This is a genomic window from Streptomyces sp. NPDC005722 (assembly GCF_040630935.1).
Taxonomy (GTDB): domain Bacteria; phylum Actinomycetota; class Actinomycetes; order Streptomycetales; family Streptomycetaceae; genus Actinacidiphila.
The window spans coordinates 20151-43829 of record NZ_JBEXYN010000015.1; the positions used below are offsets into that span (position 1 = coordinate 20151).

26 protein-coding genes are annotated in these 23679 nt (G+C 73.2%); 11 read left to right on the forward strand and 15 right to left on the reverse strand.

Annotation, left to right across the window (positions count from 1 at the left end; translation table 11 throughout):
• Position 1: 1 nt before the first annotated feature.
• Positions 2-325: a hypothetical protein gene (locus tag ABZ479_RS18945; protein WP_500462637.1), complete on the reverse strand. Its 324-nt coding sequence runs from the start codon at positions 323-325 to the stop codon at positions 2-4.
• Positions 326-458: 133 nt separating this feature from the next.
• On the opposite strand from ABZ479_RS18945, the gene ABZ479_RS18950 reads away from it, so the two are divergent.
• Genes ABZ479_RS18950 through tpg form a run of 3 tightly spaced genes read left to right on the forward strand, consistent with a single transcriptional unit; the run spans position 459 to position 3485 of the window.
• Complete coding sequence (locus ABZ479_RS18950; RefSeq protein WP_500462638.1) at positions 459-815, forward strand: hypothetical protein; 357 nt, start codon at positions 459-461, stop codon at positions 813-815.
• A 24-nt stretch (positions 816-839) separates the two neighbouring features.
• Positions 840-2921 carry a telomere-associated protein Tap gene (tap, locus tag ABZ479_RS18955; protein ID WP_500462639.1) on the forward strand — a complete coding sequence of 694 codons (2082 nt, stop codon included), beginning with the start codon at positions 840-842 and terminating at the stop codon, positions 2919-2921.
• A gap of 15 nt (positions 2922-2936) precedes the next feature.
• The gene (tpg, locus tag ABZ479_RS18960; protein WP_500462781.1) at positions 2937-3485 is read left to right on the forward strand and encodes a telomere-protecting terminal protein Tpg; all 549 of its coding nucleotides are present in this window, start codon (positions 2937-2939) and stop codon (positions 3483-3485) included.
• 41 nt (positions 3486-3526) lie between these two features.
• Here the strand turns inward: tpg and ABZ479_RS18965 are convergent, their stop codons facing one another.
• From ABZ479_RS18965 to ABZ479_RS18985, 5 genes are all read right to left on the reverse strand, one after another.
• Positions 3527-3961: a hypothetical protein gene (locus ABZ479_RS18965; RefSeq protein ID WP_500462640.1), complete on the reverse strand. Its 435-nt coding sequence runs from the start codon at positions 3959-3961 to the stop codon at positions 3527-3529.
• 59 nt (positions 3962-4020) lie between these two features.
• Positions 4021-4542 carry a P-loop nucleotide/nucleoside kinase family protein gene (locus ABZ479_RS18970; RefSeq protein ID WP_500462641.1) on the reverse strand — a complete coding sequence of 174 codons (522 nt, stop codon included), beginning with the start codon at positions 4540-4542 and terminating at the stop codon, positions 4021-4023.
• A gap of 11 nt (positions 4543-4553) precedes the next feature.
• Positions 4554-6044, reverse strand: a complete 1491-nt coding sequence (locus ABZ479_RS18975; RefSeq protein WP_500462642.1) for a hypothetical protein — start codon at positions 6042-6044, stop codon at positions 4554-4556.
• Between the two features lie 297 nt (positions 6045-6341).
• Complete coding sequence (locus tag ABZ479_RS18980) at positions 6342-6911, reverse strand: GNAT family N-acetyltransferase (protein WP_500462643.1); 570 nt, start codon at positions 6909-6911, stop codon at positions 6342-6344.
• A gap of 195 nt (positions 6912-7106) precedes the next feature.
• Positions 7107-8210: an NADH:flavin oxidoreductase/NADH oxidase gene (locus ABZ479_RS18985; protein ID WP_500462644.1), complete on the reverse strand. Its 1104-nt coding sequence runs from the start codon at positions 8208-8210 to the stop codon at positions 7107-7109.
• A gap of 348 nt (positions 8211-8558) precedes the next feature.
• Here ABZ479_RS18985 and ABZ479_RS18990 point away from each other — a divergent pair, with 348 nt between their 5' ends.
• The 3 genes from ABZ479_RS18990 (at position 8559) to ABZ479_RS19000 (ending at position 10541) form a co-directional block, all read left to right on the forward strand.
• Positions 8559-9569: an aldo/keto reductase gene (locus ABZ479_RS18990; RefSeq protein ID WP_500462645.1), complete on the forward strand. Its 1011-nt coding sequence runs from the start codon at positions 8559-8561 to the stop codon at positions 9567-9569.
• Positions 9570-9610: 41 nt separating this feature from the next.
• Complete coding sequence (locus tag ABZ479_RS18995) at positions 9611-10030, forward strand: SRPBCC family protein (RefSeq protein ID WP_500462646.1); 420 nt, start codon at positions 9611-9613, stop codon at positions 10028-10030.
• A 172-nt stretch (positions 10031-10202) separates the two neighbouring features.
• Positions 10203-10541, forward strand: coding sequence for a putative quinol monooxygenase (locus ABZ479_RS19000; protein WP_500462647.1), 339 nt, complete (start codon positions 10203-10205; stop codon positions 10539-10541).
• A 13-nt stretch (positions 10542-10554) separates the two neighbouring features.
• Here ABZ479_RS19000 and ABZ479_RS19005 read toward each other — a convergent pair whose 3' ends face one another.
• Positions 10555-11349: an SDR family NAD(P)-dependent oxidoreductase gene (locus ABZ479_RS19005; protein WP_500462648.1), complete on the reverse strand. Its 795-nt coding sequence runs from the start codon at positions 11347-11349 to the stop codon at positions 10555-10557.
• A gap of 194 nt (positions 11350-11543) precedes the next feature.
• Here ABZ479_RS19005 and ABZ479_RS19010 point away from each other — a divergent pair, with 194 nt between their 5' ends.
• Positions 11544-11936, forward strand: coding sequence for a hypothetical protein (locus ABZ479_RS19010; protein ID WP_499605246.1), 393 nt, complete (start codon positions 11544-11546; stop codon positions 11934-11936).
• 37 nt (positions 11937-11973) lie between these two features.
• Positions 11974-12837 carry an alpha/beta fold hydrolase gene (locus ABZ479_RS19015; protein WP_391579787.1) on the forward strand — a complete coding sequence of 288 codons (864 nt, stop codon included), beginning with the start codon at positions 11974-11976 and terminating at the stop codon, positions 12835-12837.
• 86 nt (positions 12838-12923) lie between these two features.
• Here the strand turns inward: ABZ479_RS19015 and ABZ479_RS19020 are convergent, their stop codons facing one another.
• Both ABZ479_RS19020 and ABZ479_RS19025 read right to left on the reverse strand, forming a co-directional pair.
• Positions 12924-13751, reverse strand: a complete 828-nt coding sequence (locus ABZ479_RS19020; RefSeq protein WP_500462649.1) for an aldo/keto reductase — start codon at positions 13749-13751, stop codon at positions 12924-12926.
• A gap of 185 nt (positions 13752-13936) precedes the next feature.
• Positions 13937-14407, reverse strand: coding sequence for a MarR family winged helix-turn-helix transcriptional regulator (locus ABZ479_RS19025; RefSeq protein ID WP_500462650.1), 471 nt, complete (start codon positions 14405-14407; stop codon positions 13937-13939).
• A gap of 164 nt (positions 14408-14571) precedes the next feature.
• Here ABZ479_RS19025 and ABZ479_RS19030 point away from each other — a divergent pair, with 164 nt between their 5' ends.
• On the forward strand, positions 14572-15786 hold the full coding sequence (locus ABZ479_RS19030) for an MFS transporter (RefSeq protein WP_500462651.1): 1215 nt from the start codon (positions 14572-14574) through the stop codon (positions 15784-15786).
• A 137-nt stretch (positions 15787-15923) separates the two neighbouring features.
• On the opposite strand, the gene ABZ479_RS19035 is transcribed toward ABZ479_RS19030, so the two are convergent.
• The 5 genes from ABZ479_RS19035 to ABZ479_RS19055 form a co-directional block, all read right to left on the reverse strand.
• Positions 15924-18263, reverse strand: a complete 2340-nt coding sequence (locus ABZ479_RS19035; protein WP_500462652.1) for a glycoside hydrolase family 65 protein — start codon at positions 18261-18263, stop codon at positions 15924-15926.
• On the reverse strand, positions 18260-19003 hold the full coding sequence (locus tag ABZ479_RS19040) for an HAD family hydrolase (protein WP_500462653.1): 744 nt from the start codon (positions 19001-19003) through the stop codon (positions 18260-18262). The genes ABZ479_RS19035 and ABZ479_RS19040 overlap by 4 nt, the downstream gene beginning before the upstream one ends.
• Positions 19004-19271: 268 nt before the next feature.
• On the reverse strand, positions 19272-19790 hold the full coding sequence (locus ABZ479_RS19045) for a YrhB domain-containing protein (protein ID WP_500462654.1): 519 nt from the start codon (positions 19788-19790) through the stop codon (positions 19272-19274).
• A 50-nt stretch (positions 19791-19840) separates the two neighbouring features.
• Positions 19841-20416, reverse strand: a complete 576-nt coding sequence (locus ABZ479_RS19050; protein ID WP_500462655.1) for an SRPBCC family protein — start codon at positions 20414-20416, stop codon at positions 19841-19843.
• Between the two features lie 159 nt (positions 20417-20575).
• Positions 20576-21217, reverse strand: a complete 642-nt coding sequence (locus ABZ479_RS19055) for a TetR family transcriptional regulator (RefSeq protein ID WP_500462656.1) — start codon at positions 21215-21217, stop codon at positions 20576-20578.
• Positions 21218-21352: 135 nt separating this feature from the next.
• Between ABZ479_RS19055 and ABZ479_RS19060 the strand changes: the two genes are divergently transcribed.
• Positions 21353-22090 (forward strand): SDR family NAD(P)-dependent oxidoreductase, encoded by a 738-nt coding sequence (locus tag ABZ479_RS19060; RefSeq protein WP_500462657.1) that lies wholly within the window; start codon positions 21353-21355, stop codon positions 22088-22090.
• 107 nt (positions 22091-22197) lie between these two features.
• Here the strand turns inward: ABZ479_RS19060 and ABZ479_RS19065 are convergent, their stop codons facing one another.
• Positions 22198-22890, reverse strand: a complete 693-nt coding sequence (locus ABZ479_RS19065) for a FadR/GntR family transcriptional regulator (RefSeq protein WP_500462658.1) — start codon at positions 22888-22890, stop codon at positions 22198-22200.
• A gap of 196 nt (positions 22891-23086) precedes the next feature.
• Between ABZ479_RS19065 and ABZ479_RS19070 the strand changes: the two genes are divergently transcribed.
• Positions 23087-23677, forward strand: coding sequence for a hypothetical protein (locus tag ABZ479_RS19070; protein ID WP_500462659.1), 591 nt, complete (start codon positions 23087-23089; stop codon positions 23675-23677).
• The last annotated feature ends 2 nt before the right edge of the window (positions 23678-23679 follow it).

Consider the following 23679-nt stretch of genomic DNA (forward strand, 5'->3'; position numbering starts at 1 on the left):
GTCAGCGGCGGCGCCGCAGGCGGCGGGCCCACCCGCGCGGACCCCGCGCGGAGCGGGTGGCCGGGCGGGCCGCGAGGGTCGCCCGGGCAGGGCGCCACGGGTCGTCCGGCGACTCCACGGGCAGCTTGCGTCGGGCCTGGGTGCGGATCTCTTGGTGCGCCTCGTAGGACGTGACGCGGAACGCCTCCTCGTAGGAGGCGAGCGCGGCGGTCACCGCGTGCCCGGCGACTCCGCGGCGCCGGATCACCCGCGCGAGCCAGGCGAACGCGCCCATGACCACGGCCAGTACGGCGGCGAGGGCCAGGCAGCCCAGGAGGTCGTCCACGGGCCACAGCCTACGTCGGCCGCCCTCACCGGCGCGTCGGTCACGGCCGGTTGTTTTATCGGCCGATAAAGTGCGTCGAAGCCGGGAAGGAACGGGCCGGCGGGCGGGCGGACGCGCGGAAGGAGGGCCGGGGATGCTGGCGGTGGACGTACGGCAGGCGCTGCGCGACGGCCGCACCGTCGAGGAGAGCGCGGCCCGGGCGTGGCGCTTCTCGGCCCGGACGGTCGCCCAGCACGGGGACTTCCTGCTGGCGTTCGTCGACGGCGGGGTCTGCGTGGGCGCGTTCGAGATCCGCGGCAGCCGCTCCGACGACCGGAGCGGGGGCAGGTACCTCTTCGACCTGGCACCCGCACGGCGCTTCCGCTGGGCCCTGGGCCGCAGGCTGCCCCTGCCCCCGGGGCGCAACCCGGCCCGTATCCTCACGGGGCAGCACCTGCGCGAGTTCCTCGACGCGGAACCCCACCGCGCCGCCGGAACCGGCCGGGACTGAAGCAGCGAAGGAGCCCACCGCCGCATGGCCAGCACGTCCGATCCCGTCGACGCCCTCCTGAAGTCGGGGCCGCGGCGGACCCGCCTGCCCGATCCCGCCGAACGCGCCCGGCTGCGCACCGAGTACGGCCTGACCCAGGCCGAGGTCGCCGAGGCGCTGGACGTGACCCGGACGACCGTGGCCGGGTGGGAGGCCGGCCGCAGCGAACCGCAGGGTGCCACCCGTGCCGCGTACGCCAAGCTGCTGGACGGCATCGCCGCTCAACTCGGAGCCCCGGAACCTGTCCCCGTCTCGGCTCCCGCCCCCGCGCCTGCACCCGTGCCGGACCCAGCACCCGTGCCGGACCCCGCCCCTGCCCCCGCGCCCGTGCCGGACCTTGCGCCCGTGCGGCCGGCGCCGGCCCGCGCCCGTAGGGAAGCGGCGCCCGAACCCGCCGCGCCGGATCCGCGTTTCGCCCACGGCCCGCTCGCCGTGCTGGACGGCGACGGCACCGCCCACTGCGCGGGCGGTCTCCTGCTGCCGTGCCCGGCGACGGACCTCCCGTCGCTCGTCACCTGGACGCTCGCCGAGGCGAAGCTCGGCGCGCCGCGGCTGCACCGCAACGGCAAGGACGCCGACCCGCTGGTCGTCCTGACGGCCCAGGCCGCCGAACGCCTCGGCCTGCCCGCCGTCCTGGAGGACCGCCGGACCCTGCGCCTGCCCGCCGACCACAAGGTCGTCCGCCAGATCACCCGCGCCAAATGGCAGCTCACCCGCCGCGGATTCGGCCCCTGGGCCCGCGTCTACCGCCCGGCGCAGGACGGCACGCGCCAGTGCGTGCAGTTCGCCGTCCTTCCCTGGGGCGCCTTCGACAGCCGCTCCTGGGGCGACGCGGAACACCTGCCGCCCCCCGAACTGGCGCAGCTGCTCACGGACTACGCGCACCGCGTCATCACCCCCAGGGGCTCCACCGCCGTGAGCGGCCTGGAGCTCATGACGGCCCTGCGCCCGCCGACCCGGGCCGTCAGGGACCAGTCCACCGGTGCCTGGGTCTCCGGACGGAACCCCGGCGCGCTGGCGGAGCCCGTCGACCCGGCACCGCCCGAGGCCCCCGACGAACACCCGGTCGTCGCCTCGCGGTTCGCGCGCGGGCACCGCCGCACCCCGGAGGAGGTCCTCGACGAGGAGGCCTTCGAGTGGATCCGGGACCCGCAACTGCTCACCGACGACGAGTGCGCCCGGAAGTACGCGGTCGGGATCGACGTCAACATGGCGTTCGCCGCGGCCGCGAACCGGCTGAACGTCGGCCTGGGCGCCGCCGTCCACGTACGCGCCCCGGAGTTCGACACGTCGCTGCCCGGATCCTGGCTCGTCGACCTCTCGCACGTCGACGTCGACCCGCGGCTGCCGAACCCGTTCACCCCGGCCGGCACCCGCCCCGAGGGCCCCGCCTGGTACGCCACCCCGACCGTGGCCTACGCCGTCGAACTCGGGTACGAGGTGCGCCCGGCCGAGGCGTACGTCCGCCCCGAACACGGCGCTTACCTCGACGCATGGTACGGCCGGCTGCGCGACGCCTACCTGGCCACGATGGCCGAACTCGGCGTCGTCGCCGGCATGCCGGAGGCCGACTTCCTCGCCGCGATGGAACACCACAAGGAGACCGATCCGACCCGCGCCGCCCTCCTCTCGGCCGTCAAGGCCACCGTCAAGGGCGGCATCGGCAAGCTCCGCGAGCGTCCCCAGGGCGCCGGTTACCGTCCGGGGGAGCGCTGGCCCGCACTCGACCGGCCCACGTGGCGTCCCGACATCCGCGCCGCCGTCATCGCGACCGCGCGCGTCAACATGCACCGCAAGATGGTCAAGTTCGCCTCCGCGGGCCTCTTCCCGGTCGCCGTGCTGTCCGACTGCGCCGTGTACCTGTCCGACGGCCCGGGACCGCTGGACTTCCTGCCGCGCACACCGGAGGACAAGCCGCTGCCGGGCGGTTTCCGCCTCGGCGTCTCACCCGGCATGGTCAAGCACGAGGGCACCCAGTCCCTGATGTGGGCCGTGGAACTGCTCGAGGACGGCCACAACCCCGCCCGCCACATCAAGGGCGGCGACGCCGCATTCGACGGAGAGTAGGAGAGCCCGGTGGGCATGCTCGGCGACGGCCTCGACAAGGCCACGGCGAAGACCCTCACGCGGCCCGTGCCCAAGTCGGCGCAGGCCCAGATGCGTTTCCTGGTCAAGCAGGATAAGGGCACCAGGGCCGTGGCCGCGCTGCTCGGCGTCTCGCAGCGCACCGTCGAGCGCTACCTGACCGGCCAGATCAAACGACCGCGCAAGGACCTCGCCGCCCGCCTCGAGGCGGAGGTCCGCAGGCGGTGGCAGCCCCGCGTCCGCGAGCGCGCGCGGCAGCGGGCGGCCACCACCGGCGGCATCGTCATCGAAACCCGCGCCCGCTTCGGCTTCACGGCCGCCCCGGGCTCCACCGACGACGCCCGCATCCGCCTCGTCACCCAGGCCCTGCCCCCGGACTACGCTGCCCGCCTCTTCGACGCCCAGTCCGCGGGCGCCGGCGAGGACCGGCTGCGCGCCATCGCGGCCGAGGGCCTCCAGGAGATCTACTTCAAGGACCGCGGCCGCCGCGCCCAGGGCCTGCAGGTCGACTTCACCGACATCGACTACGTCGAGTTCGAGTTCTGAGCCGCACCGGCGGGGCCGGGCGTGCGGCGGGGCCGGGCGAATCAGGGTGCGGCCAATCCGACCTCACTGATCCACACGGGGAAGGGCGCCGGCTCCGGCCGGCCGGTCGTGCCCGGATCCTCGTCGCGCAGGAAGCCCTCGACCACACGACCGAGATCGCGGGTGGGCGCGTAGTGGCCGCCGAACGGCAGCTCGTCCGCGGCCACCGACCCGGTCGAGCACCGCAACTGGCCGGCCTGCTCGTCATGCCAGACGTAGAACGTCGCCACCCCGGCGTAACCTGACGCGCGGATACGGCCCCGCACACGGCCGGCGACGCGCTCGAAGGCGGCGACCACTTCGGACACGGACAGCGTCCGCCGGTCCGCCTCCTCCGCGCCCAGCCACCAGGTGTTCGCCTCCCACTCCGCACGCCGGTCGGCCGGCTCCAGCACCAACGGCTCGTGCGCGATCTCCGCGATGGATGTCAACAGCACTCCGGCAGTATCCGGCACGCCCTGCCCACGAGTGCCGGTGGCTCGACTTCCTCGTCGACTCAGTTGCCGACGGACTCCGCGATCCGCCGGGCTGCCTGGGCGGGCGTCAGGTGTGTGGTGTCGACGACCTCGGCCGCGCTGTGCAGCCAGGTACGGGCCGCCTCGGCGTAGGGCTCGAGGTACGTGCGGCGGAAGGAGGAGGGACCGAGCACGGTGTCGCCTTCGATGCGCGCACGGAGGGTCTCCTGGTCGGCGTGGAGGACGAAGTGCCGTACCGGGATGGCATGGTCGGCGAGCCCGGCGCTGATCTCGCGCCAGTACTCCTCGACCAGGACCGTCATGGGCATCACCAAGGTGCCCCCCGTGTAGTCGAGCACCCGGCGGGCGGTCTCGACGACGAGCGGCCGCCATGGCGGCCAGTGCTGGAAGTTGCCCATCTCGGGCAGTCCCGGCGTGATGTCCATGAGCGTCTCGCCGACCTTCTCGGCGTCGAACACGCGTGAATCCGGGATGAGCTGCTGCACGAGCGCGCTGGTCGTCGTCTTGCCCGCGCCGTGGGTTCCGTTGAGCCATACGATCATGGACCCCGAGGCTAGCGCCGTGCGGCCGGCGGGGACAGGTGCACCAGGCGCGTCATCTCCGCCACCGGCAGCGACGGGTTGGCGGCCGCGGCGCCGGCCACCTGCCAGTCGTCGTCCGCGAGCAGTTCGGCGATCACCGCGGGTGGCAGCGCCGGATGGCCGGCGGCGATGAGCCGTGCCCGGCGGTCGTCCAGGCATGCGACCAGCGCCGCGGCCGTCGCGTGCGGGTGCCGGGCGATCTCGCGCAGTGCCTTGCGGGCCGGGGGCCGCCGGCGGGCCAGCCGCTCCAGCAGGGCCGCGGTCGCGCCGGGGTTCGCCGCCACGGCGGCAGCGACGCGCACGCCGTGCCGGTCGACCATCGCCGCCAACCGGTCCTCGGTCAGGCCCGGATGGGACGCGACGGCGGCCAGCACTTTGGCGTCCCGGTCGCGGGCCAGCGCGTCGCGGATGCCGTCCGGCAGATCGCTGCGCCGGGCCGCGAGCATCCGTACGGCGGGGTCCGGCGAGGCGGCCAACTCCGCGAGCTCGGCGGGGGAGGCGGAGGCGACGCGCGGCAGCGGGGCGGAACCGGTCCGCACGCCGGCGACGAGGCGGCACAGGACGTCCAGCGGGACGGCCGGGTTGTGCGCCGTCCGTTGCCGGACGTCATCGTCGTCGTCCGCGGCCAGTGTGCGGATCAGTGCCTCACCGATCGCCGGGTTGTCCGCGAGCCGCGCCCTGATCCGGGGGTCGGGGTCGGCGGCGAGCCGCGTGTACGCCTGCGGTGGCAGGTCGGTCCGGGCCGCCAGTTCCCGGCGCAGCAGCCAGGAGGGGTGGGCGGTGAAAGGCGTGGCGGCCGCCGCGGGCGTGGCCGGGTTGCCCAGTGCGGCGTACCACATCGCGTGGACGGTGGACTCGTGCACACCCTCGCAGTGTTCCCAGGGCGGGACCGGCTCGCCCTCGCACACGTGGCAGGACCGGGCCGGCGGCAGCGCGTCACCGTCGAGGAGGGCAGCCAGCACCTCCGGTGGGGTCGCCTCGTTGACCGCGACCGCGCGGCGCACCTCCGCGTGCGGATGCTCCGCCAGGCGGCCGAGCAGCCCGGATGTCGTCCGGAGCGCGAGTTCCGCGACCACCCGGACCTCCGGGTCGGCCGCGAGGGTACATGCGACGTCCTCCGGCAGATCGGGGCACTCGGCCAGCTTCTCCCGGTGCTCGACGGACCTCGCGCGGGCGAGCAGACGCGCCCACTCCGGTGGTCCCCCGCGCTCGCCGAGCAGGGCGAGCGCGACGAGCGGTTGGGTGACGGGATCGACGGCGGCCGGGGCAAGACGTCCCGCGTACGCCAGTTGCAGCGCCGCGTCCTCGCCGCGGGCGGCGAGCACCGCCACCTGCGCCCGGGTGAGGTCGGCCCGGCCGGCGAGCGCATCGGCGAGTTCAGCGCCCGCGGTCGCGATCAGCCGGTCGACCAACTCGCGCGGCAGCGAAGGGTTGCCGGCCAGGTCGTGCAGGACGTGACTCATGGGCGACCATCGTGCCGGAACCCCTGCCCGGCCGCGCCTCGATTTCGTACGGCTGTGCGGCTCGGCTCCGCCCTGCGACGCACGGTGTTCCTCGCGCACGGCACCAGGGCGATCCTCGGCGAACTCGTCGTTCCCCACCCGCGAGGCTCGGCACCGCCGCCGGACCCGCTGTGGCAGGGCGACCGAGCCTGGTGGGTCGGAGCACCACCCGTAGCCCCTCGACGCCCGGCCCGGCGGGCCGCAGCGCCGACGGCGACAGCGGCCCCACACTGACCGGCGGCGCCGCGCGCCGGGGCGTCAGGCCGTCATGGAGAAGCGGCGGCACACGTGGACCCGGCTGAACTCGGCGCGCATGCGGGCCTCGTCCTCCAGCCCGGCGTGCAGGAACGCGGCCATGAGGCGCAGGCCGGGGCGAGGGGTGAGGATCGCGCGGTCCGGTTCGGCGGGATCGGTGTACCGGTGGGCGTAGACGTGCAGGTAGTGGTCGCTCTCGGCGAAGCCCACGGCCCGGTACCAGGCGAGGGTGGCCGGGTCGTCGCGGGTCCAGGCGTCGAGGGTGGACGCGCCGCGCACCCGGACCTCGGCCCGGGTGCGGTGCAGGAGGGCGCGGCCGAGGCCGCGGTGCTGGTGGTCGGGGTGGACGGCGACGGTGTCGATGGTCGCCAGCCCGGCGTCGACGGCGGTGTCCATGATGCCGACGACCGTCCCCGCCCCGTCGACGGCGACGAGTTCCAGCCCCGGCGCCGGGACGGGCGGCTTGGCGCGGTCGACGTCGTCGTAGTAGGCGGTGCCCAGGAACGAGAGCACCCTGCAGCGCAGCCAGGAGGTCTCGTCGGCCGGGGTGTACTCACGCAGTGTGTAGGTCACGTCCCAGAACCTCGTGTGCCGGCGGTGGATGACGGACGCGATGCTCCTCGCGCCGTGCGGCGCCGCGCAACGTGGTTTCCGCGTACCGCGCCGTGCCCGCGACGAGCCGTCCCCGCCGCACGACGGTGCGACGGGGACGGCGACGGGACGGACGCGCGGGACCGGGGCGGGCGGCTCCGGGCCGCGTTACGGCGGTCAGGCGCGGTGGTACTGAACCGGGGTGTTGACCTGCCCGCCCAGCGCCGCGGCCGCGTGACGCGCCCAGTACGGGTCGCGCAGCAGCTCGCGGCCGAGGAGGACGGCGTCGGCCTTGCCGGAGCCGACGACGGCCTGCGCCTGGTCGGGCTCGGTGATGAGACCGACCGCGGCGACCGGCATTCCGGTCTCGTTGCGGACGCGCTCGGCGAACGGCACCTGGTAGTCGGGGGCCGCGACGATCTTCGCGTTGGGGGCGTTGCCCCCGGTGGAGACGTCCATCAGGTCGACGCCGCGGGCCTGCAGCTCCTTGGCGAGGCGCACGGTGTCGTCGCCGGTCCAGCCCTCGCGGTCGTCGTCGGCGTTCTCGCTCAGCCAGTCGGTCGCGGAGATCCGGAAGAAGACCGGCAGGTCCTGCGGCCACACGGCGCGGACGGCCTCGACGACCTCCAGGGCGAAGCGGGTGCGGCCCTCGAAGTCCCCGCCGTATCCGTCGGTGCGGCGGTTGCTGTGCGGGGAAAGGAACTGGTTGATGAGGTATCCGTGGGCCCCGTGGATCTCGGCGACCTGGAACCCCGCGTCAAGGGCGCGCCGGGCGGCGTCGGCGAAGTCCGCGACGATCCGGCCGATCTGCTCGGTGCTGAGCTCCTCCGGCGTGGTGGAGCCGGTGTCGAACGGGACGGCGCTGGGGCCGGCCGGCGTCCAGCCGTGCCGCTCGCCCGGGGGGAGAGGGGCGCCGCGGTCGACCCAGGTCCGCTCCGTGGAGGCCTTGCGACCGGCGTGCGCGAGCTGGATGCCGGGCACGGTGCCCTGGGACTTCAGGAACGCGGTGATCCGCCGGAACGCCTCGACCTGGGTGTCGTTCCAGATGCCGAGGTCGTACGGGCTGATCCTGCCCTCGGGGCTGACGGCGGTGGCCTCGGTGATGATCAGGCCGGTGCCGCCCGCCGCCCGTGCCGCGAGGTGCGTGAAGTGCCAGTCGTTCGGCACGCCCGCCTGCTCGCCGTCCGGGGCCGCGCTGTACTGGCACATGGCTGCCATCCAGATCCGGTTCGGGACGGTCAGCGACCGGAGGGTGAAGGGCTCGAACAGGGTGGTGGTCACGAAGCTGTCTCCTCGGGAGGCGGTCGGGGCCGGGTCGCGCGGCGACGAGTCGGTACATCGTTCATGCGCCTGCGCCCTACAGGCTCAATCAATAATTGCACACGCCGATTAATTCCCGTACGCCGGCCAACAGGCGACATTCGGACCGCGCAGGTATCACGCGTTTGCATTAGTCGGCGTCTGCAAGTAATGTTAGATCCCGTCAGGCGCCGGACGTGGTGCACGCCCCGTCCGGTCGCGCCCCCGGCGAACGCCCGGCCTCCGGGCACCCGGAGGCGATCCCCTCACAACCCCGGCCCCCGCGGTGGAGCACCCCGCGCCCCGCGCACGGCCGCCGAAAGGCACACCATGTCGCTCAAGGAACTCATCCCCGGCCGCCTCGGCTTCGGCACCGCCCCCCTCGGCAACATGTTCCGGGCCATTCCCGAGGAGGAGGTGAACGCGACCCTGGAAGCCGCCTGGGACCAGGGCATCCGCTTCTACGACACCGCCCCCTTCTACGGAGCGGGCCTCGCGGAACTGCGGCTCGGCGAGCTGCTCTCGCGGCGGCCCCGCGACGAGTACGTGCTGGCCAGCAAGGTCGGGCGGGTCGTCCTGGACGAGCCCGAGCCGGGCGCCCGCGACCTCGGCGAGAAGGGCGGGCTGTTCGAGCACGGCCGTCCGAACGCGATGCTCCACGAGTGGACCGCCGACGCGACCGAGCGGTCGATCGAGGGCAGCCTGAAGCGCCTCGGCGTGGACCGCCTGGACATCGTCTGGGTGCACGACATCGCCCAGGACTTCCACGGCGACCTCTGGCTGAGCAAGTTCGAGGAGGCCCGCACCGGCGCCTTCCGCGTGCTGTCCCGGCTCCGCGACGAGGGCGTCATCAAGGCCTGGGGCCTCGGCGTGAACCGGGTCGAGCCCATCGAGCTGACGCTCGACCTGGACGAGCCGCAGCCCGACGGGTTCCTGCTCGCCGGCCGCTACACCCTGCTGGACCACGCGCGCCCGCTGGAGCGGCTGCTGCCCAAGGCGCAGGAACAGGGCGTCGGCATGGTCGTCGGTGGCCCCTACAGCTCCGGGGTCCTCGCCGGCGGCACCCACTTCGAGTACCAGGACGCGCCCCCGGAGGTCGTCGAGCGCGTACGGCGCATCAAGGAGATCACGGCCCGCCACGGGGTGAGCGTCAAGGCCGCGGCCCTGCAGTTCTCCCTCGCACACCCGGTGGCCGTCGCCGCCGTCCCCGGTGCCACCAAGCCGGGCCGCATCGCCGAGGACATCGCCGCGCTCCACGAGGACGTCCCGGCCGCGTTCTGGACCGACCTCCGCGCCTCCGGCCTCGTCAGCCCCGCCGCTCCGCTCCCGAACGGCGCCTGAAGCGCTCCCGCCCGACCCCGCAAGCCAAGGAGAGAAGACCCATGGCCTCCACCTCGGTCAGTCGTGTCGTACCCGCGTCGCCCGAACGCGTCTGGAACCTGATCGGCGGCTTCCACGCGCTGCCCGACTGGCTCCCGTTCATCCCTGAGAGCGCCCCGCTGGAGGGCGGGCGGGCCCGCAGGCTCCGCACCCCTGAGGGGGACGTGATCGTCGAGCGCATGGTGGCCTTCAGCGAAGCCGAGCGGCACTACGCGTACGCGCTCCTGGAAGCACCCTTCCCCGTGACCGGGTACGTCTCCGACCTGCGGGTCCACGCCGTGCCCGGACAGCCGGAGGTCGCCGAGGTCGTGTGGAGCGGCCGGTTCGTCCCGGAGGGGGCCGGCGAGGCGGAGGTGGTCGAGCTGTTCACCGGCATCTACCGCGACGGCCTCGAAGCCCTCCACGGCGCGCTGGCGGGCTGAGCCCGCGTGCCGGCGCTCTCCCGTCACGTCCGCCGCCGGGGGAGCGCCGGTCCTCCGCGTCCCGTGCGCACGTCATGATCGTTATCCTGTGGGGGCAGGGGCGCCGTCCCACTGGGCGGGCCCGGGCCGGCCGACGGCCCCCCGGCACCCCGGACGTGAGGTGAGCGAAGCCATGGGTGACATCCCCGCCGACAGCCGGCCGCTGGACGACGCGCGACCCGGCCAGATCGTCGTGATCGCCCGCTGGACCCCCGCCCCCGGCAACCACGAGGCCGTCCGCGCCGCGCTCGCCGAGCTGGTCGGCGCCTCCCGGGCGGAGCCGGGCTGCCTGGGCTACCAGGCCTTCCGCCCCGACGGGAGCGAGGAGGGCGACATCGTGCTGGTCGAGCGGTACGCCGGCCAGGAGGCCCTGGACGCACACCGCGGCAGCGTCCACTTCCGGAGGCTGGCGCTGGAGCGGATCGTCCCGCTGCTCCTGGACCGCCACGTCGTCGTGACGACGGTCTCCTGAGCGGGAGGCGGTCTCAGGGGAGGATGGCGTCGACGTAGCCGCCGTCGACCCGCAGGGCGCCCCCGGTGGTGGCCGACGCCAGGTCGGAGCTGAGGTAGACCACCATGTTGGCGATCTCCTCCGGCTCGATCAGGCGCTGCAGCAGCGACTGCGGGCGGTGCTCGCGCATGAAGGCCCGCTGTGCCTCGTCCCAGGGGAGGCCGGGGTCCACCAGTTGGTGGACGAAGTCCTCGACGCCCGCCGTGTGCGTGGGGCCGGCGATCACCGAGTTGACGGTGACCCCGCTTCCGGCGGCCCGCTTGGCGAAGCCGCGGCCGAGGGCGAGCAGCGCGGTCTTGGACATGCCGTAGTGGATCATCTCGGCCGGCGTCACGACCGCGGAGTCGCTGGCGATGTACTGGACGCGGCCCCAGCCCCGTTCGAGCATCCGGGGCAGGTACATCCGTGTGAGGCGGGCCGCGGCGAGCACGTTGACCTCGAAGTAGCGGCGCCACTCGTCGTCGTCGATGTCGAGGGCGTCCACGGCCCCGTAGACGCCCAGGTTGTTGATGAGGACGTCCACGTCCGGCACCTGCTCGTACACGCGGGCGGCGTCCTCCGGTGAGGCGACGTCGGCGCCGACCGCGAGGAAGTCGCCCTCCGGGACCTCGCCGCGCATCCGTGCGACGGCCTCGTCGACCCTTCCCTGGTCGCGGCCGTTGACCGCGACCCGGGCGCCCGCCCGCGCGAGGCCGGCGGCGATGGCCGCCCCGATGCCCTGCGTCGACCCCGTCACCAAGGCGGTCCGTCCGGTGAGATCGATGCGCATGTACCGCTCCTTCGGCTGTCCCGGTCTCCGGCGGACGGCCGTCGGCGCGGCCGCCCACCTCCCAGCCTTCCCGCGCGGGGCCGTGGTGAGCGGTGGGCGCGCCGTGCGGGGGACGTTCCGGCGTGCCCGCGTCCGGCACCTGCCTGACGGTGTGTTAGCTGGGGGCCGATGATCGGCGTCAGTGAGGAGTGGACATGACGACGGCGACGGCGCAGGGGCCCGTGGAGGAGTTCCGCCGGCTCAGTGACGGCGACGCGGAGCTGCGGGCGCACGGGGCGTACTTCAGCTGCACCTATCTGCTGGACATGGAACGGCACACCTTCCTGGTGCGCATGCACCGCGGCCGGGTGGAGGACCTGGTCGTCGACCCCGAGCCGCTCACGGCCTACGACTTCGCCATCAGGGCCGGTGCGGCGACGTGGCGGGAGTTCTGCTCGCCGGTGCCGAAGCCGATGTACCACGGCATCTGGGCCGCCAGCTTCCAGCGGGACATGCGGCTCGAGGGCGACCTGCTGGTGCTCATGCAGAACCTGCGCTGCCTCACCCGCCAGCTGGAACTGCTCCGCCTCACCGGCCCGCTGGGCTGACCACCGCTCCGGCCCCGCGCCGCCGAAAGGACCCGTCATGAGCACCGCCTCCCGCATCTCGCCGGTGACCGGCCACTACGTCACGATCGACGTGGAGGACGTCCAGTACAAGGTCTTCTACCTGGAGAACGGCCAGGGCCAGCCGCTGGTGTGCCAGCACACCGCCGGCTGCCACAACCACCAGTGGCGCGGCCTCCTGGAGGACGAGGAGATCACCGCGAACCACCGCGTCATCGCCTACGACCTGGCGCGCCACGGCAAGTCGGACCCGCCGCTGAACAAGGAGTGGTGGAAGGAGGAGTACAAGCTCACCGCCGACCACTACGTCGCCTTCATCACCGCGTTCTGCGACGCGCTCGGTCTGGAGGACCCGATCTTCATGGGCTCCTCGTTCGGCGGGAACGTGGCCCTGCAGCTGGCGCTGCGGCACCCGGACCGCTTCAAGGCGGTGATCCCCGTGGAGGGGGCCGACTACTCCCCGGGCTTCTACCTCGACTGGTGGCAGCACCCGCACGCCAACGCGGCGCAGGTCTGCGCCAGCGGGGTGTGGGACCTGATGGCCCCGCAGTCGCCCGACGCGGACCGCTGGGCGACCTGGTTCTACTACAGCCAGGGCTCCGAGGCGTTCAAGGGCGACCTGTACTTCTACTCCGTCGACCACGACCTGCGGGGCAGGCTGGGGGAGATCGACGGGGAGCGCTGCCCGGTCGTCATGCTCACCGGCGAGTACGACTACCTGACCACCCCCGCGGACGGGGCCCGGACCGCGGAGCAGATCCGCGGGGCCGAGTTCATCGAGATGAAGGAGATCGGGCACTTCCCGATGAGCGAGAACTACCCGCGCTTCGCCGGTTACCTCAAGCAGGCACTGCGGCGTATCGAGGAGCGCACCGCCTCCTGAGCCGGGACGCCGGCGGGCCGGCCCGCCGGGTCGCGGGGTGCGGCCCGCGGTCCGGCGGACGGGACGGCCCCGCGCGCCCCCGGCGGTCAGTTGAAGGAGGCGGGGTCCGGGCCGATGCGGGCGCCGGTGTCGAGGGCGGTGATCGCCGCGATGTCGGCGTCGGAGAGCGTGAAGTCGAAGACGTCGATGTTCTGGCGGATCCGCTCCGGGGTCACCGACTTGGGGATGACCACGTTGCCGATCTGCAGGTGCCAGCGCAGGATCACCTGGGCCGGGGTCCTGCCCAGGCGCCCGGCGATGCCGGTGACGACCGGGTCCTTCAGCAGGGCGCCCTGGGCGAGCGGGCTCCACGCCTCCGTGGCGATGCCGTGCCGGGCGTGGAAGGCGCGCAGCTCGGCCTGCTGGAGCCGGGGGTGCAGCTCCACCTGGTTGACGGCGGGGACGACGTCGCTGTCGTCGATCAGCCGCTGGAGGTGCTCGGGCTGGAAGTTCGACACGCCGATGGCCCGGGCGCGGCCCTCGGCGTGCAGCTTCTCGAAGGCCCGCCAGGTGTCGAGGTAGGTGTCGCGGGCGGGTGCGGGCCAGTGGATCAGGTAGAGGTCCACGTGGTCGAGGCCGAGCTTGGCGAGGGAGGCGTCGAAGGCGGCGAGGGTGCTGTCGTAGCCCTGGTCGGCGTTCCACAGCTTGGTGGTGACGAACAGTTCGTCGCGGGCGATGCCGGAGGCGGCGAGGGCCTGGCCGACGCCGGTCTCGTTGCCGTAGACGGCCGCGGTGTCGATGCTGCGGTAGCCGCTCTCCAGGGCCGAGGTGACGGCGGCCGCGGTGTCGGCGTCGGGGACCTGGAAGACGCCGAAGCCGAGCTGCGGCATGGTGACGCCGTTGTTGAGGGTGATGTCCGGGGTGGGGGTGGTCATGGTGCTGATCCTTTCGCGTCGCGGCCGGCGGCGGGCGCCGGTGCGAGTGCGGACGGGTGACGTCCCGGGAGGGGGCGGGTGACGCGCGCCCTTCCCGTGCTCCACGACCACATTAATTGCGTACGCGGTTAATTGCAAACGCCGCATAACCTCGCACGCGGATGCCGGGCTCGCGGATGCCCGGCTCAGGAAGCCGGGACCTTCGCGCCCTGCAGGTCCTCCACCGCCTTGACCAGGGGGGCGAGCTCCGGGACGAGCGCCGCCTCGTCCATCGCCGCGCGCAGCGCCTCGTTGTTGGTCGGGCGGGCCTCCTCCAGCAGCTTGAGGCCGGCCTCGGTCACGTCCGTGTAGATGCCGCGCCGGTCGGTGGGGCAGAGGTACCGGGCCAGCAGGCCGCGGTCCTCCAGCCGGGTGACCAGGCGGGTCGTCGCCGACTGGCTGAGCACCACGGCGTCGGCGACCTGGCGCATCTGCAGGTGGCCCCCCTCGCCGTCGTGCTGGCGGCTGAGGACGTCGAGCAGTGAGTACTCGCGCACGCTCAGGTCGTGATGGGTCTGCAGCTGCTTCTCGATCCGCCCCTCGATCCGTCCGTGCAGCAGCGACAGGGCGTGCCACCCCTGGGCGAGGGCGGTCAGTGCCGGATCGGTGGCGGTCATCGAAGTCCCCTTCGTGCGGCGGCTGCGGGCGCGGTCAGGCTGTTCGCCCGTACTGGCCATGGTATGCCGCCGTCCGAAGATGTCCAGCGCTTGACGTTATAGCGCGTCTGCAATTATTGTGAGCGCTCGTTAGGTGCCACTGCAACATCTGGAAGGTCTCCGCCATGCCTCTCGCGCTCCTGGCCCTCGCCATCGGGGCTTTCGGTATCGGGACCACCGAATTCGTGATCATGGGCCTGCTGCCCGAGGTCGCCACCGACTTCGGGGTCTCCGTCCCCACCGCCGGCCTGCTCGTGACCGGCTACGGACTCGGCGTCATGATCGGCGCGCCGATCATGACCCTGCTCGGCACCAAGGTGTCCCGCAAGAACATGCTCATGCTGCTCATGGGCGTGTTCGTGCTCGGCAACCTGGTCTCCGCCCTGGCACCCGCCTTCGGCGTGATGATGGCCGGTCGCATCGTCGCCTCCTTCACCCACGGCGCCTTCTTCGGCATCGGCTCGGTCGTCGCCGCCGACCTGGTGGCCCCGGAGAAGAAGGCACGCGCGATCTCCATGATGTTCGCCGGCCTCACCGTGGCCAACGTCGTCGGCGTACCGCTCGGCACCTTCATCGGGCAGCACGCCGGCTGGCGCGTGACCTTCTTCGTCGTCGCAGGCCTCGGGGTCGTCGGCCTGGCCGGTGTCCTCAAGCTGGTGCCCGACATGCCGAAGCCGCAGGGCGTGCACCTGCGCCACGAGCTGGGCGCCTTCCGCAACGTGCAGGTCCTGCTGGCCATGGCCATGACCGTGCTCGGCTTCGGCGGCGTCTTCGCGGCCATCACCTACATCGCGCCGATGATGACCGAGGTCACCGGCTTCGCCGACTCCTCCATCACCTGGCTGCTGGTGCTCTTCGGCGTCGGCATGGTCGTGGGCAACCTGATCGGCGGCAGGTACGCCGACCGCGCCCTGATGCCGATGCTCTACACGGCGCTGGGCGCCCTGGCCGCCGTACTGGCGCTGTTCGCCCTCACCGCGCACAACGAGTTCACCGCCGGTGCGACGATCTTCCTCATCGGCGCCCTGGGCTTCGCGACCGTCCCGCCGCTGCAGAAGCGGGTCCTGGACCAGGCGTCCGGCGCACCCACCCTGGCCTCGGCCGTCAACATCGGCGCCTTCAACCTCGGCAACGCGCTCTCCGCCTGGCTGGGCGGCGTCGTGATCGCCGCGGGATTCGGCTACACCTCGCCGAACCTCGTCGGGGCGGTCCTGACCGCCTCCGCCCTCGTGCTCGCGGTCGTCTCCGCGGCGCTGGAGAAGCGCCGCGGCGGCCGGCCCGGCCGGGTCGTCACCGGGGCCGCGCCCGCCGAGGAGACCGCCCTCACCTCCCGGCACTGACCGCGACGCCCGGGACCTCCGGCACCACCTCCTGGAACCACCCCGGGGGCGATGGCCGACCCGGGTGACGCCGAACCCGCGCCGGGCCCCGGTCACGTGACCGGGGCCCGCCGCGCCGCGGACGGGCCGGCGCGGGGTCAGCGGTGCCGGGGGCTGCGGCCCGGGGGCTGCTCCGGAGCCGTGCGGCTGGGGAGGGTCGGCACCTTGCGCGTCTGCGGGTGATCGACGGCCACGCTGAACAGGTCGTCGTAGTGACGCAGTTCCAGCGGGTCCCCCTCGAGGAGGGTGTACGTCGCGGCGGCGCCGGTGATCTCCACCTTCAGCCGCCGTCCGAGTACCTGCACCGTGAAGGCGAGCCGCCGCAGCTTCTCCGGCAGCCGGGGCGCGAAGGCGGCGCAGCCGTTCCGGTACCGCATCCCGCCGAAGCCGCCGACCAGGGCGGCCCAGGTGCCGGCGAGGGAGGCGATGTGCAGGCCGTCGCGGGTGTTGTTCTCCAGGTCGTGCAGATCCATCAGCGCCGCTTCGCCCAGGTAGTCGTAGGCGAGGCGCAGATGGCCGACCTCGGCGGCCATGATGGCCTGCGTCGACGCCGACAGGGACGAGTCCCGCACGGTCAGCGGCTCGTAGTAGGCGAAGTTGCGGGCCTTCTGCTCCTCGTCGAAGGCCTGCGGCTGCTTGACCATGGCCAGTACCAGGTCGGCCTGCTTGACCACCTGCCTGCGGTACAGGTCGAAGTAGGGGAAGTGCAGCATCAGGGGGTACTGGTCGGGCTGCGTGGTCGTGAAGTCCCACGCCTGGTGCCGGGTGAAGCCCGCCGACTGCTCGTGGACGCCGATCGCGCTGTCGTACGGCACGGTCATCGCCGCGGCCGCGTCGCGCCACGCCGCGGTCTCCTCGTCGTCGACGCCGAGGGCGGCGCCCTCCTTGGTGTGACGCTCCACGATGTCGGCGGCGGCGCGCAGGTTCGCCTGCGCCATCAGGTTGGTGTAGATGTTGTCGTCCGCGATGGCGCTGTACTCGTCGGGCCCGGTGACCCCGTCGATGTGGAAGTTGCCGTGCGGGTCGTGGTGACCCAGCGAGTGCCACATGCGGGCGGTCTCCACCAGGATCTCCACGCCCGTCTCACGCTCGAAGTCCTCGTCGCCGGTCAGGGAGACGTAGCGGATGACGGCGTCGGCGATGTCCGCGTTGATGTGGAACGCGGCGGTTCCCGCCGGCCAGTAGCTGGAGCCCTCCGAGCCGTCGATGGTGCGCCAGGGGAAGGCGGCGCCCTCCAGGCCGAGCTGGCGGGCGCGCTCCCGGGCGGCGGGCAGGGTGGCCTGGCGCCAGCGCAGGGCCTCCGCGACGGACTCCGGCGAGGTGAGGGTGAGCAGCGGCAGGACGAAGGTCTCCGTGTCCCAGAAGGAGTGCCCGTCGTAGCCCGAGCCCGTCAGGCCCTTCGACGGGATCGCCCGTTGTTCGGCGCGCGCACCGGCCTGCAGGACGTGGAACATGGCGAAGCGGACCGCCTGCTGGATCTCGGCGTCGCCGTCGATCTCCACGTCCGCCCGCGACCAGAACGTGTCGAGGTAGTCGCGTTGCTCGTCGCACAGCCCCTGCCAGCCGGTGCTGCGGGCGCCTGCGAGCGCGGCCTCCACCTGGTCGCGTACGGCGGGCAGCGAGCGGACCTGGGACCAGCTGTAGGAGACCATCTTCTCCAGGCGCAGCTTCTCCCCGGCCTTCAGCGAGCAGGTGACGGTGAGCCTGCTGGTGTCGTCACCGCTCTCGCTGAAGCTCCGGGTGGACGGCGGGCCCTCCACGGCGTGGTCGGCCGCCACCGCGACCCGCAGCCCGGTGACCGAGGTGGTGTGCACCAGGCGCAGGCGGTTGTCCAGCGCGAGGTTCTCCTCCGGTTGCAGGGGGGAGTCCAGCACGGCGGAGACCCGGGGGTCGCCCGAGGTCCTCGGCAGCTGCTCGTTGGCCACCAGTTCGGACTGGACGACCAGCCGCACGTCGTCCACGGCCTCGACCTCGTACACGACGGCCGCGATGGACCGCTGGGTGAGGGAGACCAGACGGGTCGAGGTCACCCGGACGGAACAGCCCGCCGGGGAGGTCCATTCGCAGCTGCGGCGCAGCTGCCCGGCGCGCAGGTCGAGGACGCGCTCGTGCGAGACGAGCCGCCCGTAGCGCACGTCGAAGGGCTCGTCGTTGACGAGCAGCCGGATGATCTTGCCGTTGGTGACGTTGATGACGGTCTGGCCGGCCTCCGGGTAGCCGTAGCCCGCCTCCGCGTACGGCAGCGGGTGGCGCTCGTGGACACCGTTCAGGTAGGAGCCGGGCAGTCCGTGCGGCTCGCCCTCGTCGAGGTTGCCCCGCCAGCCGACGTGTCCGTTGGACAGGGCGAACACCGACTCGCTTTGGGCGAGCACCTCGAGGTCCAGCTCGGTCTCGCGGACGCACCACGGCTCGACCATGTAGGAGGAGTGGCTGATCACGCGTCCGCCTCCAGCAGCTCGGCGAGGTCCTGTACGACGATGTCCGCGCCGTGCGCGCGCAGCGCGTCGGCCTGGCCCACCCGGTCGACCCCCACGACGTAGCCGAAGTGGCCGGAGCGGCCGGCGTCCATGCCGGCCAGCGCGTCCTCGAAGACCACCGCCGCCTTCGCCTCCAGCCCGAACTCGCGCGCCGCCTCCAGGAAGGTGTCCGGGTTGGGTTTGCCCGGGAGCTTGCGTTCGGCGGCGACGACGCCGTCGATGCGGACGTCGAAGAGGTCCTCGATGCCGACCGAGACCAGCACGTCGCGGCAGTTGGCGCTGGACGACACCACGGCCGTCCGCAGGCCGGCGGCCCGTACGGCCTTGACGTAGCGGACGGAGCCCGGATAGGCCTCGACCCCCTCGGTGCGGATCTTCTCCAGCAGGATCTCGTTCTTGCGGTTGCCCACCCCTTGCACCGTCTCGCGCTCGGGCGGGTCGTCCGCGGAACCCTCGGGCAGCTCGATGCCGCGCGAGGCCAGGAAGGACCGTACGCCATCCGCGCGTGGGCGGCCGTCGACGTACTCGTCGTAGTCGGACACCTTGTCGAAGGGGCGGAAGTCCGCGCCCTCCCGGCGGCGCAGGAAGTCGTCGAACACCTCCTTCCAGGCGGCGGCGTGCACGACCGCGGTCTTGGTCAGCACTCCGTCGAGATCGAACAGGCAGGCCCGGATGCCCTCCGGGAGACCGGTCTTCGTCATGCAACGCGCTTCCCCGCAGCGGACCACCGGCATGCCTTCCGCGGCTGTGGACCACCGGGACGCGGGAACAATCCGGGCCGGGACGCGGTTCCCTTTGATGCGGGTGCCGTGAGTGGGCCAGTGACCCCGGGCCTCATCATTCCGCCCGTGGGGACGATCGTCCGGCTGAAGCCCCACGGAGCCCCCTGCCGGGGGCGACCGCCACCACGGCCCCGCACCGCGATCGGCGCCGGTCAGGTTTCCCCCGTCCTGGCCGGCGTCCCGGTGTTCAGGCGGAGACGGCCTTGATCACGGGCTCCCGGTGCGGCACGAGCGCCTTCGTGACGAGTGCCAGCGGTCGCCGGGGAGGCGCGCTGCCGGATTGAAGGGCCGTCACGTAGGCGAGGGCCTCGGCCGGGCCGAGCGCCGGTATCCGTTCACGCAGCTCGACCATGGCGAACACACGGCCGCGGGCGGCCGCCGACGCGCGTACGCGGTCGTCCAGCTCGTCCACCGCCGTCCGCACGGGCAGTCCGCGGACGCGGGCCCGGTACTCGTCCTCCCATCCGCCCATGAGGTAGTCGACCGGGCCGATCGTGTGCATCCGGCCGTCGGCGCGGTCCACGAGGTAGGGGCCGTTGCCGGCCAGGAGGTGCCGCGAGTCGCCCGTCCTGACGTACTCCGCGGACTGGTAGAGCACGACCCACACCAACTCGTGCTCCTCGGCCTCCACCACCGCCATCCGTCCCGGGAAGTGCAGGTCCAGGTGCTCCTGGACCCTCCGGACCGCGTCCTCGCGCTCGATCATGCGGTGAGCATCCCCCAACCGGGCCGGGCCGGGCCAGTCGTCCCTTCGTCCTAGGTCCCCGCCGGTTCGGTGCTCCGGCGCTTCTCGGCGCCCCGGTCCTCCTCGCCGCTCTGGCCTTCCGCGCCGCCCCGGCCCTTCTCGGCGGCGGCCTTCAGCATGCGGAGTATCTCCTCGTGGCCCTCACGGAGCCGTGCGCTGTCGTAGAAGAGCGTGAGCAGCGGCCCGGAGAGCGACTCCTCGATCGTGACGACCGTGCCGCCGCCTTCCGCCGGCGCCATCCGCATCCGGTCGATCGCCTTCATCCAGCCCATCGCCACGCCCGTCCACGTCAGCTCCCGCTCGGGCTCGACCACGGCGAAGGTGGACGTGATGGGCGTCCCCCGCAGCTTCCAACGGAAGCGCGCGTCGGGCTCGACGGCCCCGAGCTCGACGACGCGTGCGTCGGAGCGCCACCTGTCCCAGCCGTGCATGTCGCTGACGAGCCGCCACACCGCGGCGACCGGTGCGTCCACGCGCACCGAGCTCGTCGACCTGACCGGCGCCTGCTCGTCCAGCCGGCCCTTCTTGGCGTACTCCTCGTGCAGTTCCCGCAGCGGCGGGCCCATACGGAACAGCTTCGGCGTCATCGTCGTCATCCCATCCGAGAGCATCGCTTCCTTGTGAGAGCAATGCTCTCTCTTCGGCGTGGGTGCAGTCAAGACCCCTTTCGGGGCATGCGTCGACGACCCCGGTGTCTCCCGGGGTTGGGGAAGGGGTGTCGGGTGTTGGGCTGGGGCGCGCGTGCGCTACGGCGCCGTCGTGGGCGCCGTCATCTCCAGGCGCGCGGGCGGCGGTTCCGGCAGGGGCCCGGCGTCGGTGGCTACCAGCCCGTCGAGGGCCAGTGCGAGGTAGCGGCGCCAGGCCTGGGGCTGCACGGGCAGCAGGGGTGCCGCGGTCTGATGGATGCCGCCGAGCAGCAGGACGACGTCGGTGCCCGTGACGTCACCGCGCACGGCGCCTCGCTCGCGCGCCCGGGCGGTGAGTGCCTCGGCGGCGTCGCAGAGCAGGGCGATGCGGTCCCGGACCTCGGCGTGCTGCAGTGAGGGGCGGCCGATCACCTCGCAGAACGCCCGGTCGGTGGCGAGCGCCTCGACGCCGTCGGACATGAACTCCCGCAGCGCGACCGCCGGGTCGGCGGCCTCGAGGAGGCGGTCGGCGGAGCCGATGAGCTGGTCGAGCAACTGGAGCATGATCGCCGCGAGGAGGTCCTCCTTCGAGGCGAAGTGCCGGAACACCGTGCCCTTGGCGAGGCCGGCCCGCTGGGCGATCTCCCCGATCGGCACGTCGACGCCGTGCTCGGCGAACGCCGCCGTCGCCGCCTCGAGCAGCTGGCGTCGATTGCGCACCATGTCCGCCCGCCGGCCCGGAGTGGCCGTCGTACCGCTCATGCCTGCCTCCTCCCAGGTGTGGAGCCTACCACCAACGTGACCGAGTGGTCAGGTTAGCTGTTACGCTCAACATGACCCGGCGGTCACCTTCCGCCCGGGTCGTGCACCACGTACACGAACACCTGGGAGAACAACGTGAACAGCACCCTCGAAGGCAAGGTCGTCCTCGTCACCGGCGCGTCCTCGGGCATCGGCCGGGCCACGGCCCTCGCCCTGTCGGAGGCCGGGGCCGCGGTCGCGGTCGGGGCCCGGCGGGCCGACCGGCTGGAGGACCTCGTGCGGGACGCCCCCGGCGACATGCTCGCCCTCGACCTGGACGTCACCGACCACCAGGCGGTGCGGGACGCGGTGGCGGCGACCGTCGAACGCTTCGGGGGCCTCGACATCCTGGTGAACAACGCGGGCGTCATGCTCAGCGGGCCGATCCTCGGCGCGGACACCGAGGAGTGGACGCGGATGGTCGGGACCAACCTGCTCGGCTCGATGTACGCGGTCCACGCCGCGCTGCCCCACCTGCTGGAGCGCAAGGGGGCCGTGGTGCAGGTCTCCTCGACCTCGGGGCGTACGGCGACCGCCGCGAGCGGCGTCTACTCGGCCACCAAGTTCGGCGTCACCGCCTTCGCCGAGTCGCTCCGGCAGGAGGTCACCGAACAGGGAGTCCGGGTCGTGGTCGTCGAACCGGGCTTCGTCTCGACCGAGTTGACGTCCCACATCACGAACCCGGCCATCCAGGCGATGGCGAAGAGCATGGCCGAGTCCATGCGGACGCTCCAGCCCGAGGACGTCGCCGCCGCCGTCCTCTACGCGGTCACCCAGCCCGACCACGTCGCGGTCAACGAGATCCTGATCCGCCCCACCGACCAGGCCCGCTGACCCCGCCCCCCGGCCCGCCGCCCCCGAGCCCCGCCCGGCCCGCGCGGACCGGGGGCGTCGCCGGCGTCGCGACGTGCGAGCGGCCCGGCGGGCGGCGGACGGTGGGCTCAGGGCGCCTCCAGTGCCTCCAGCATGATGCGCTGCGTCTCGGCGAGGTACGCGCCGGCCGCCGTGCGGGCCGCGGCCGCGTCGCCGTCGGCGACCGCCGTGACGAGGGGCTCCAGGCGGGCGGCCGCCTCGCCCGGGTCGCGGAAGGGCGCGACGAGGCGGGCGCGCAGCGGCAGGTAGGCGGCGAACAGGGTGTTGGTCAGCAGCACGTAGACGCGGTTGCCGGTGGCCTGGGCGAGGGCGCGGTGGACCTCGGCGTCGGCCAGTTGGGCGGCGTCCGGCCCGCCGGCCGCGGCGACGGCCTCCAGGAGGGTGCGCAGCCGGGCCCGTTGCGGGGCGGTGGCCGCGGCGGCCGCGCGCTCGGCGATCAAGGCGCCCACGCCGGCCCGGACCTCGAAGATGTCCGCCAGCCATCCGGGGTTGTGCCGGACGAGCATGGGCAGCAGATCCGCGCCGCCGAGGCGCAGGAAGTCGCGGACGCGGGTGCCGACGCCGTGGCGGGTCTCCAGGAGCCCGGCCTGGGTGAGCCGGCCGAAGGCGTGCTTCACCGTCGTGCGGGTGACGCCGTAGCCCTCGGCCAGGCGCTGTTCGGGCGGCAGCAGGCTGCCGGCGGGGTGGGTGCCGCCCAGGATGTCCTCCTGCAGGCGGCGTTCCAGTAGGTCGACGATGGTCTCGCGGGGCAGTGGCTCCACCGTGGTCGTCCCCTCTCGTGCGGTCCGGCCCAAGCCCACCCGGCGACGGGGCGGCGCGTCAACACACTCAGGCAGTGGATGAGCCACTCATTCAATGAGTCTGTGTGCAACCTCTTGCCCTGACGTCACGTCAGCGGCATCCTGCGTGGTGCCCAGGCCCCGTACGCCCCGTCCCCACGACCGCCGGAGCCCGCCCATGTCCCGCTTCCGCCGTCCCTCACGCCTGCTCACGTCCGCCGTGGCCGCCCTGCTGGCCGCGACCGCGGCCACCGCCGCCGCGCCGGCCGCCGCGAACGCCCCCGAGCCGTACACCGAGCCGCCGTTCTCCGCCGCCTGTGACTGGCACGCCTACGGGGAGGGCGAGACGCCCGACCCCTGGCTGTGGCTGTCCGACCCGGTGTGCGTGGAGTACTCCAAGCGCGACATCACCCTCGACAACGGCGGCGCCGTCCGCTTCCTGCTCGCCGAGCCGGCCCGCTTCGCCCTCGCACTGCCCGTGTGCCGCTACTACCAGCGCGACCACTGGAGCGTGCAGTCCACCACCGGCGCGATCCCGTACGTCTCCTGGGACGGCCGCTACTGGTTCGACAAGCGGGGCCGCCGGGCGGCGATGCTCCTGACGAACCTCAAGGTCGGCGGGGTCACCGCGGGCATCGGCGACCTGGTGGCCGCGCTGCGCCCGCACCTGCCCGAACTCGCCGACGTCCTGGAGGCCTACGGCGACGAGGCGGGCGAGACCGGTCTGTCCGTCACCCTGCCGTTCAGCCTGCTCTGCGCGGGACGGTGACG

Excerpts from the sequence above, each read along its gene's own strand:
- ABZ479_RS19005 (WP_500462648.1), bottom strand. The coding sequence starts at position 11,349 with ATGCGCATCGATCTCACCGGACGGACCGCCTTGGTGACGGGGTCGACG.
- ABZ479_RS19055 (WP_500462656.1), bottom strand. The coding sequence starts at position 21,217 with ATGAGCGGTACGACGGCCACTCCGGGCCGGCGGGCGGACATGGTGCGC.
- ABZ479_RS18995 (WP_500462646.1), top strand. The coding sequence starts at position 9,611 with ATGGCCTCCACCTCGGTCAGTCGTGTCGTACCCGCGTCGCCCGAACGC.
- ABZ479_RS19030 (WP_500462651.1), top strand. The coding sequence starts at position 14,572 with ATGCCTCTCGCGCTCCTGGCCCTCGCCATCGGGGCTTTCGGTATCGGG.
- ABZ479_RS19000 (WP_500462647.1), top strand. The coding sequence starts at position 10,203 with ATGGGTGACATCCCCGCCGACAGCCGGCCGCTGGACGACGCGCGACCC.
- ABZ479_RS19070 (WP_500462659.1), top strand. The coding sequence starts at position 23,087 with ATGTCCCGCTTCCGCCGTCCCTCACGCCTGCTCACGTCCGCCGTGGCC.
- ABZ479_RS19025 (WP_500462650.1), bottom strand. The coding sequence starts at position 14,407 with ATGACCGCCACCGATCCGGCACTGACCGCCCTCGCCCAGGGGTGGCAC.
- tap (WP_500462639.1), top strand. The coding sequence starts at position 840 with ATGGCCAGCACGTCCGATCCCGTCGACGCCCTCCTGAAGTCGGGGCCG.
- ABZ479_RS19015 (WP_391579787.1), top strand. The coding sequence starts at position 11,974 with ATGAGCACCGCCTCCCGCATCTCGCCGGTGACCGGCCACTACGTCACG.
- ABZ479_RS18975 (WP_500462642.1), bottom strand. The coding sequence starts at position 6,044 with ATGAGTCACGTCCTGCACGACCTGGCCGGCAACCCTTCGCTGCCGCGC.
- ABZ479_RS19045 (WP_500462654.1), bottom strand. The coding sequence starts at position 19,790 with ATGATCGAGCGCGAGGACGCGGTCCGGAGGGTCCAGGAGCACCTGGAC.
- ABZ479_RS19020 (WP_500462649.1), bottom strand. The coding sequence starts at position 13,751 with ATGACCACCCCCACCCCGGACATCACCCTCAACAACGGCGTCACCATG.
- ABZ479_RS18990 (WP_500462645.1), top strand. The coding sequence starts at position 8,559 with ATGTCGCTCAAGGAACTCATCCCCGGCCGCCTCGGCTTCGGCACCGCC.
- ABZ479_RS18970 (WP_500462641.1), bottom strand. The coding sequence starts at position 4,542 with ATGATCGTATGGCTCAACGGAACCCACGGCGCGGGCAAGACGACGACC.
- ABZ479_RS19010 (WP_499605246.1), top strand. The coding sequence starts at position 11,544 with ATGACGACGGCGACGGCGCAGGGGCCCGTGGAGGAGTTCCGCCGGCTC.
- ABZ479_RS19050 (WP_500462655.1), bottom strand. The coding sequence starts at position 20,416 with ATGACGCCGAAGCTGTTCCGTATGGGCCCGCCGCTGCGGGAACTGCAC.
- tpg (WP_500462781.1), top strand. The coding sequence starts at position 2,937 with ATGCTCGGCGACGGCCTCGACAAGGCCACGGCGAAGACCCTCACGCGG.
- ABZ479_RS18950 (WP_500462638.1), top strand. The coding sequence starts at position 459 with ATGCTGGCGGTGGACGTACGGCAGGCGCTGCGCGACGGCCGCACCGTC.
- ABZ479_RS19040 (WP_500462653.1), bottom strand. The coding sequence starts at position 19,003 with ATGACGAAGACCGGTCTCCCGGAGGGCATCCGGGCCTGCCTGTTCGAT.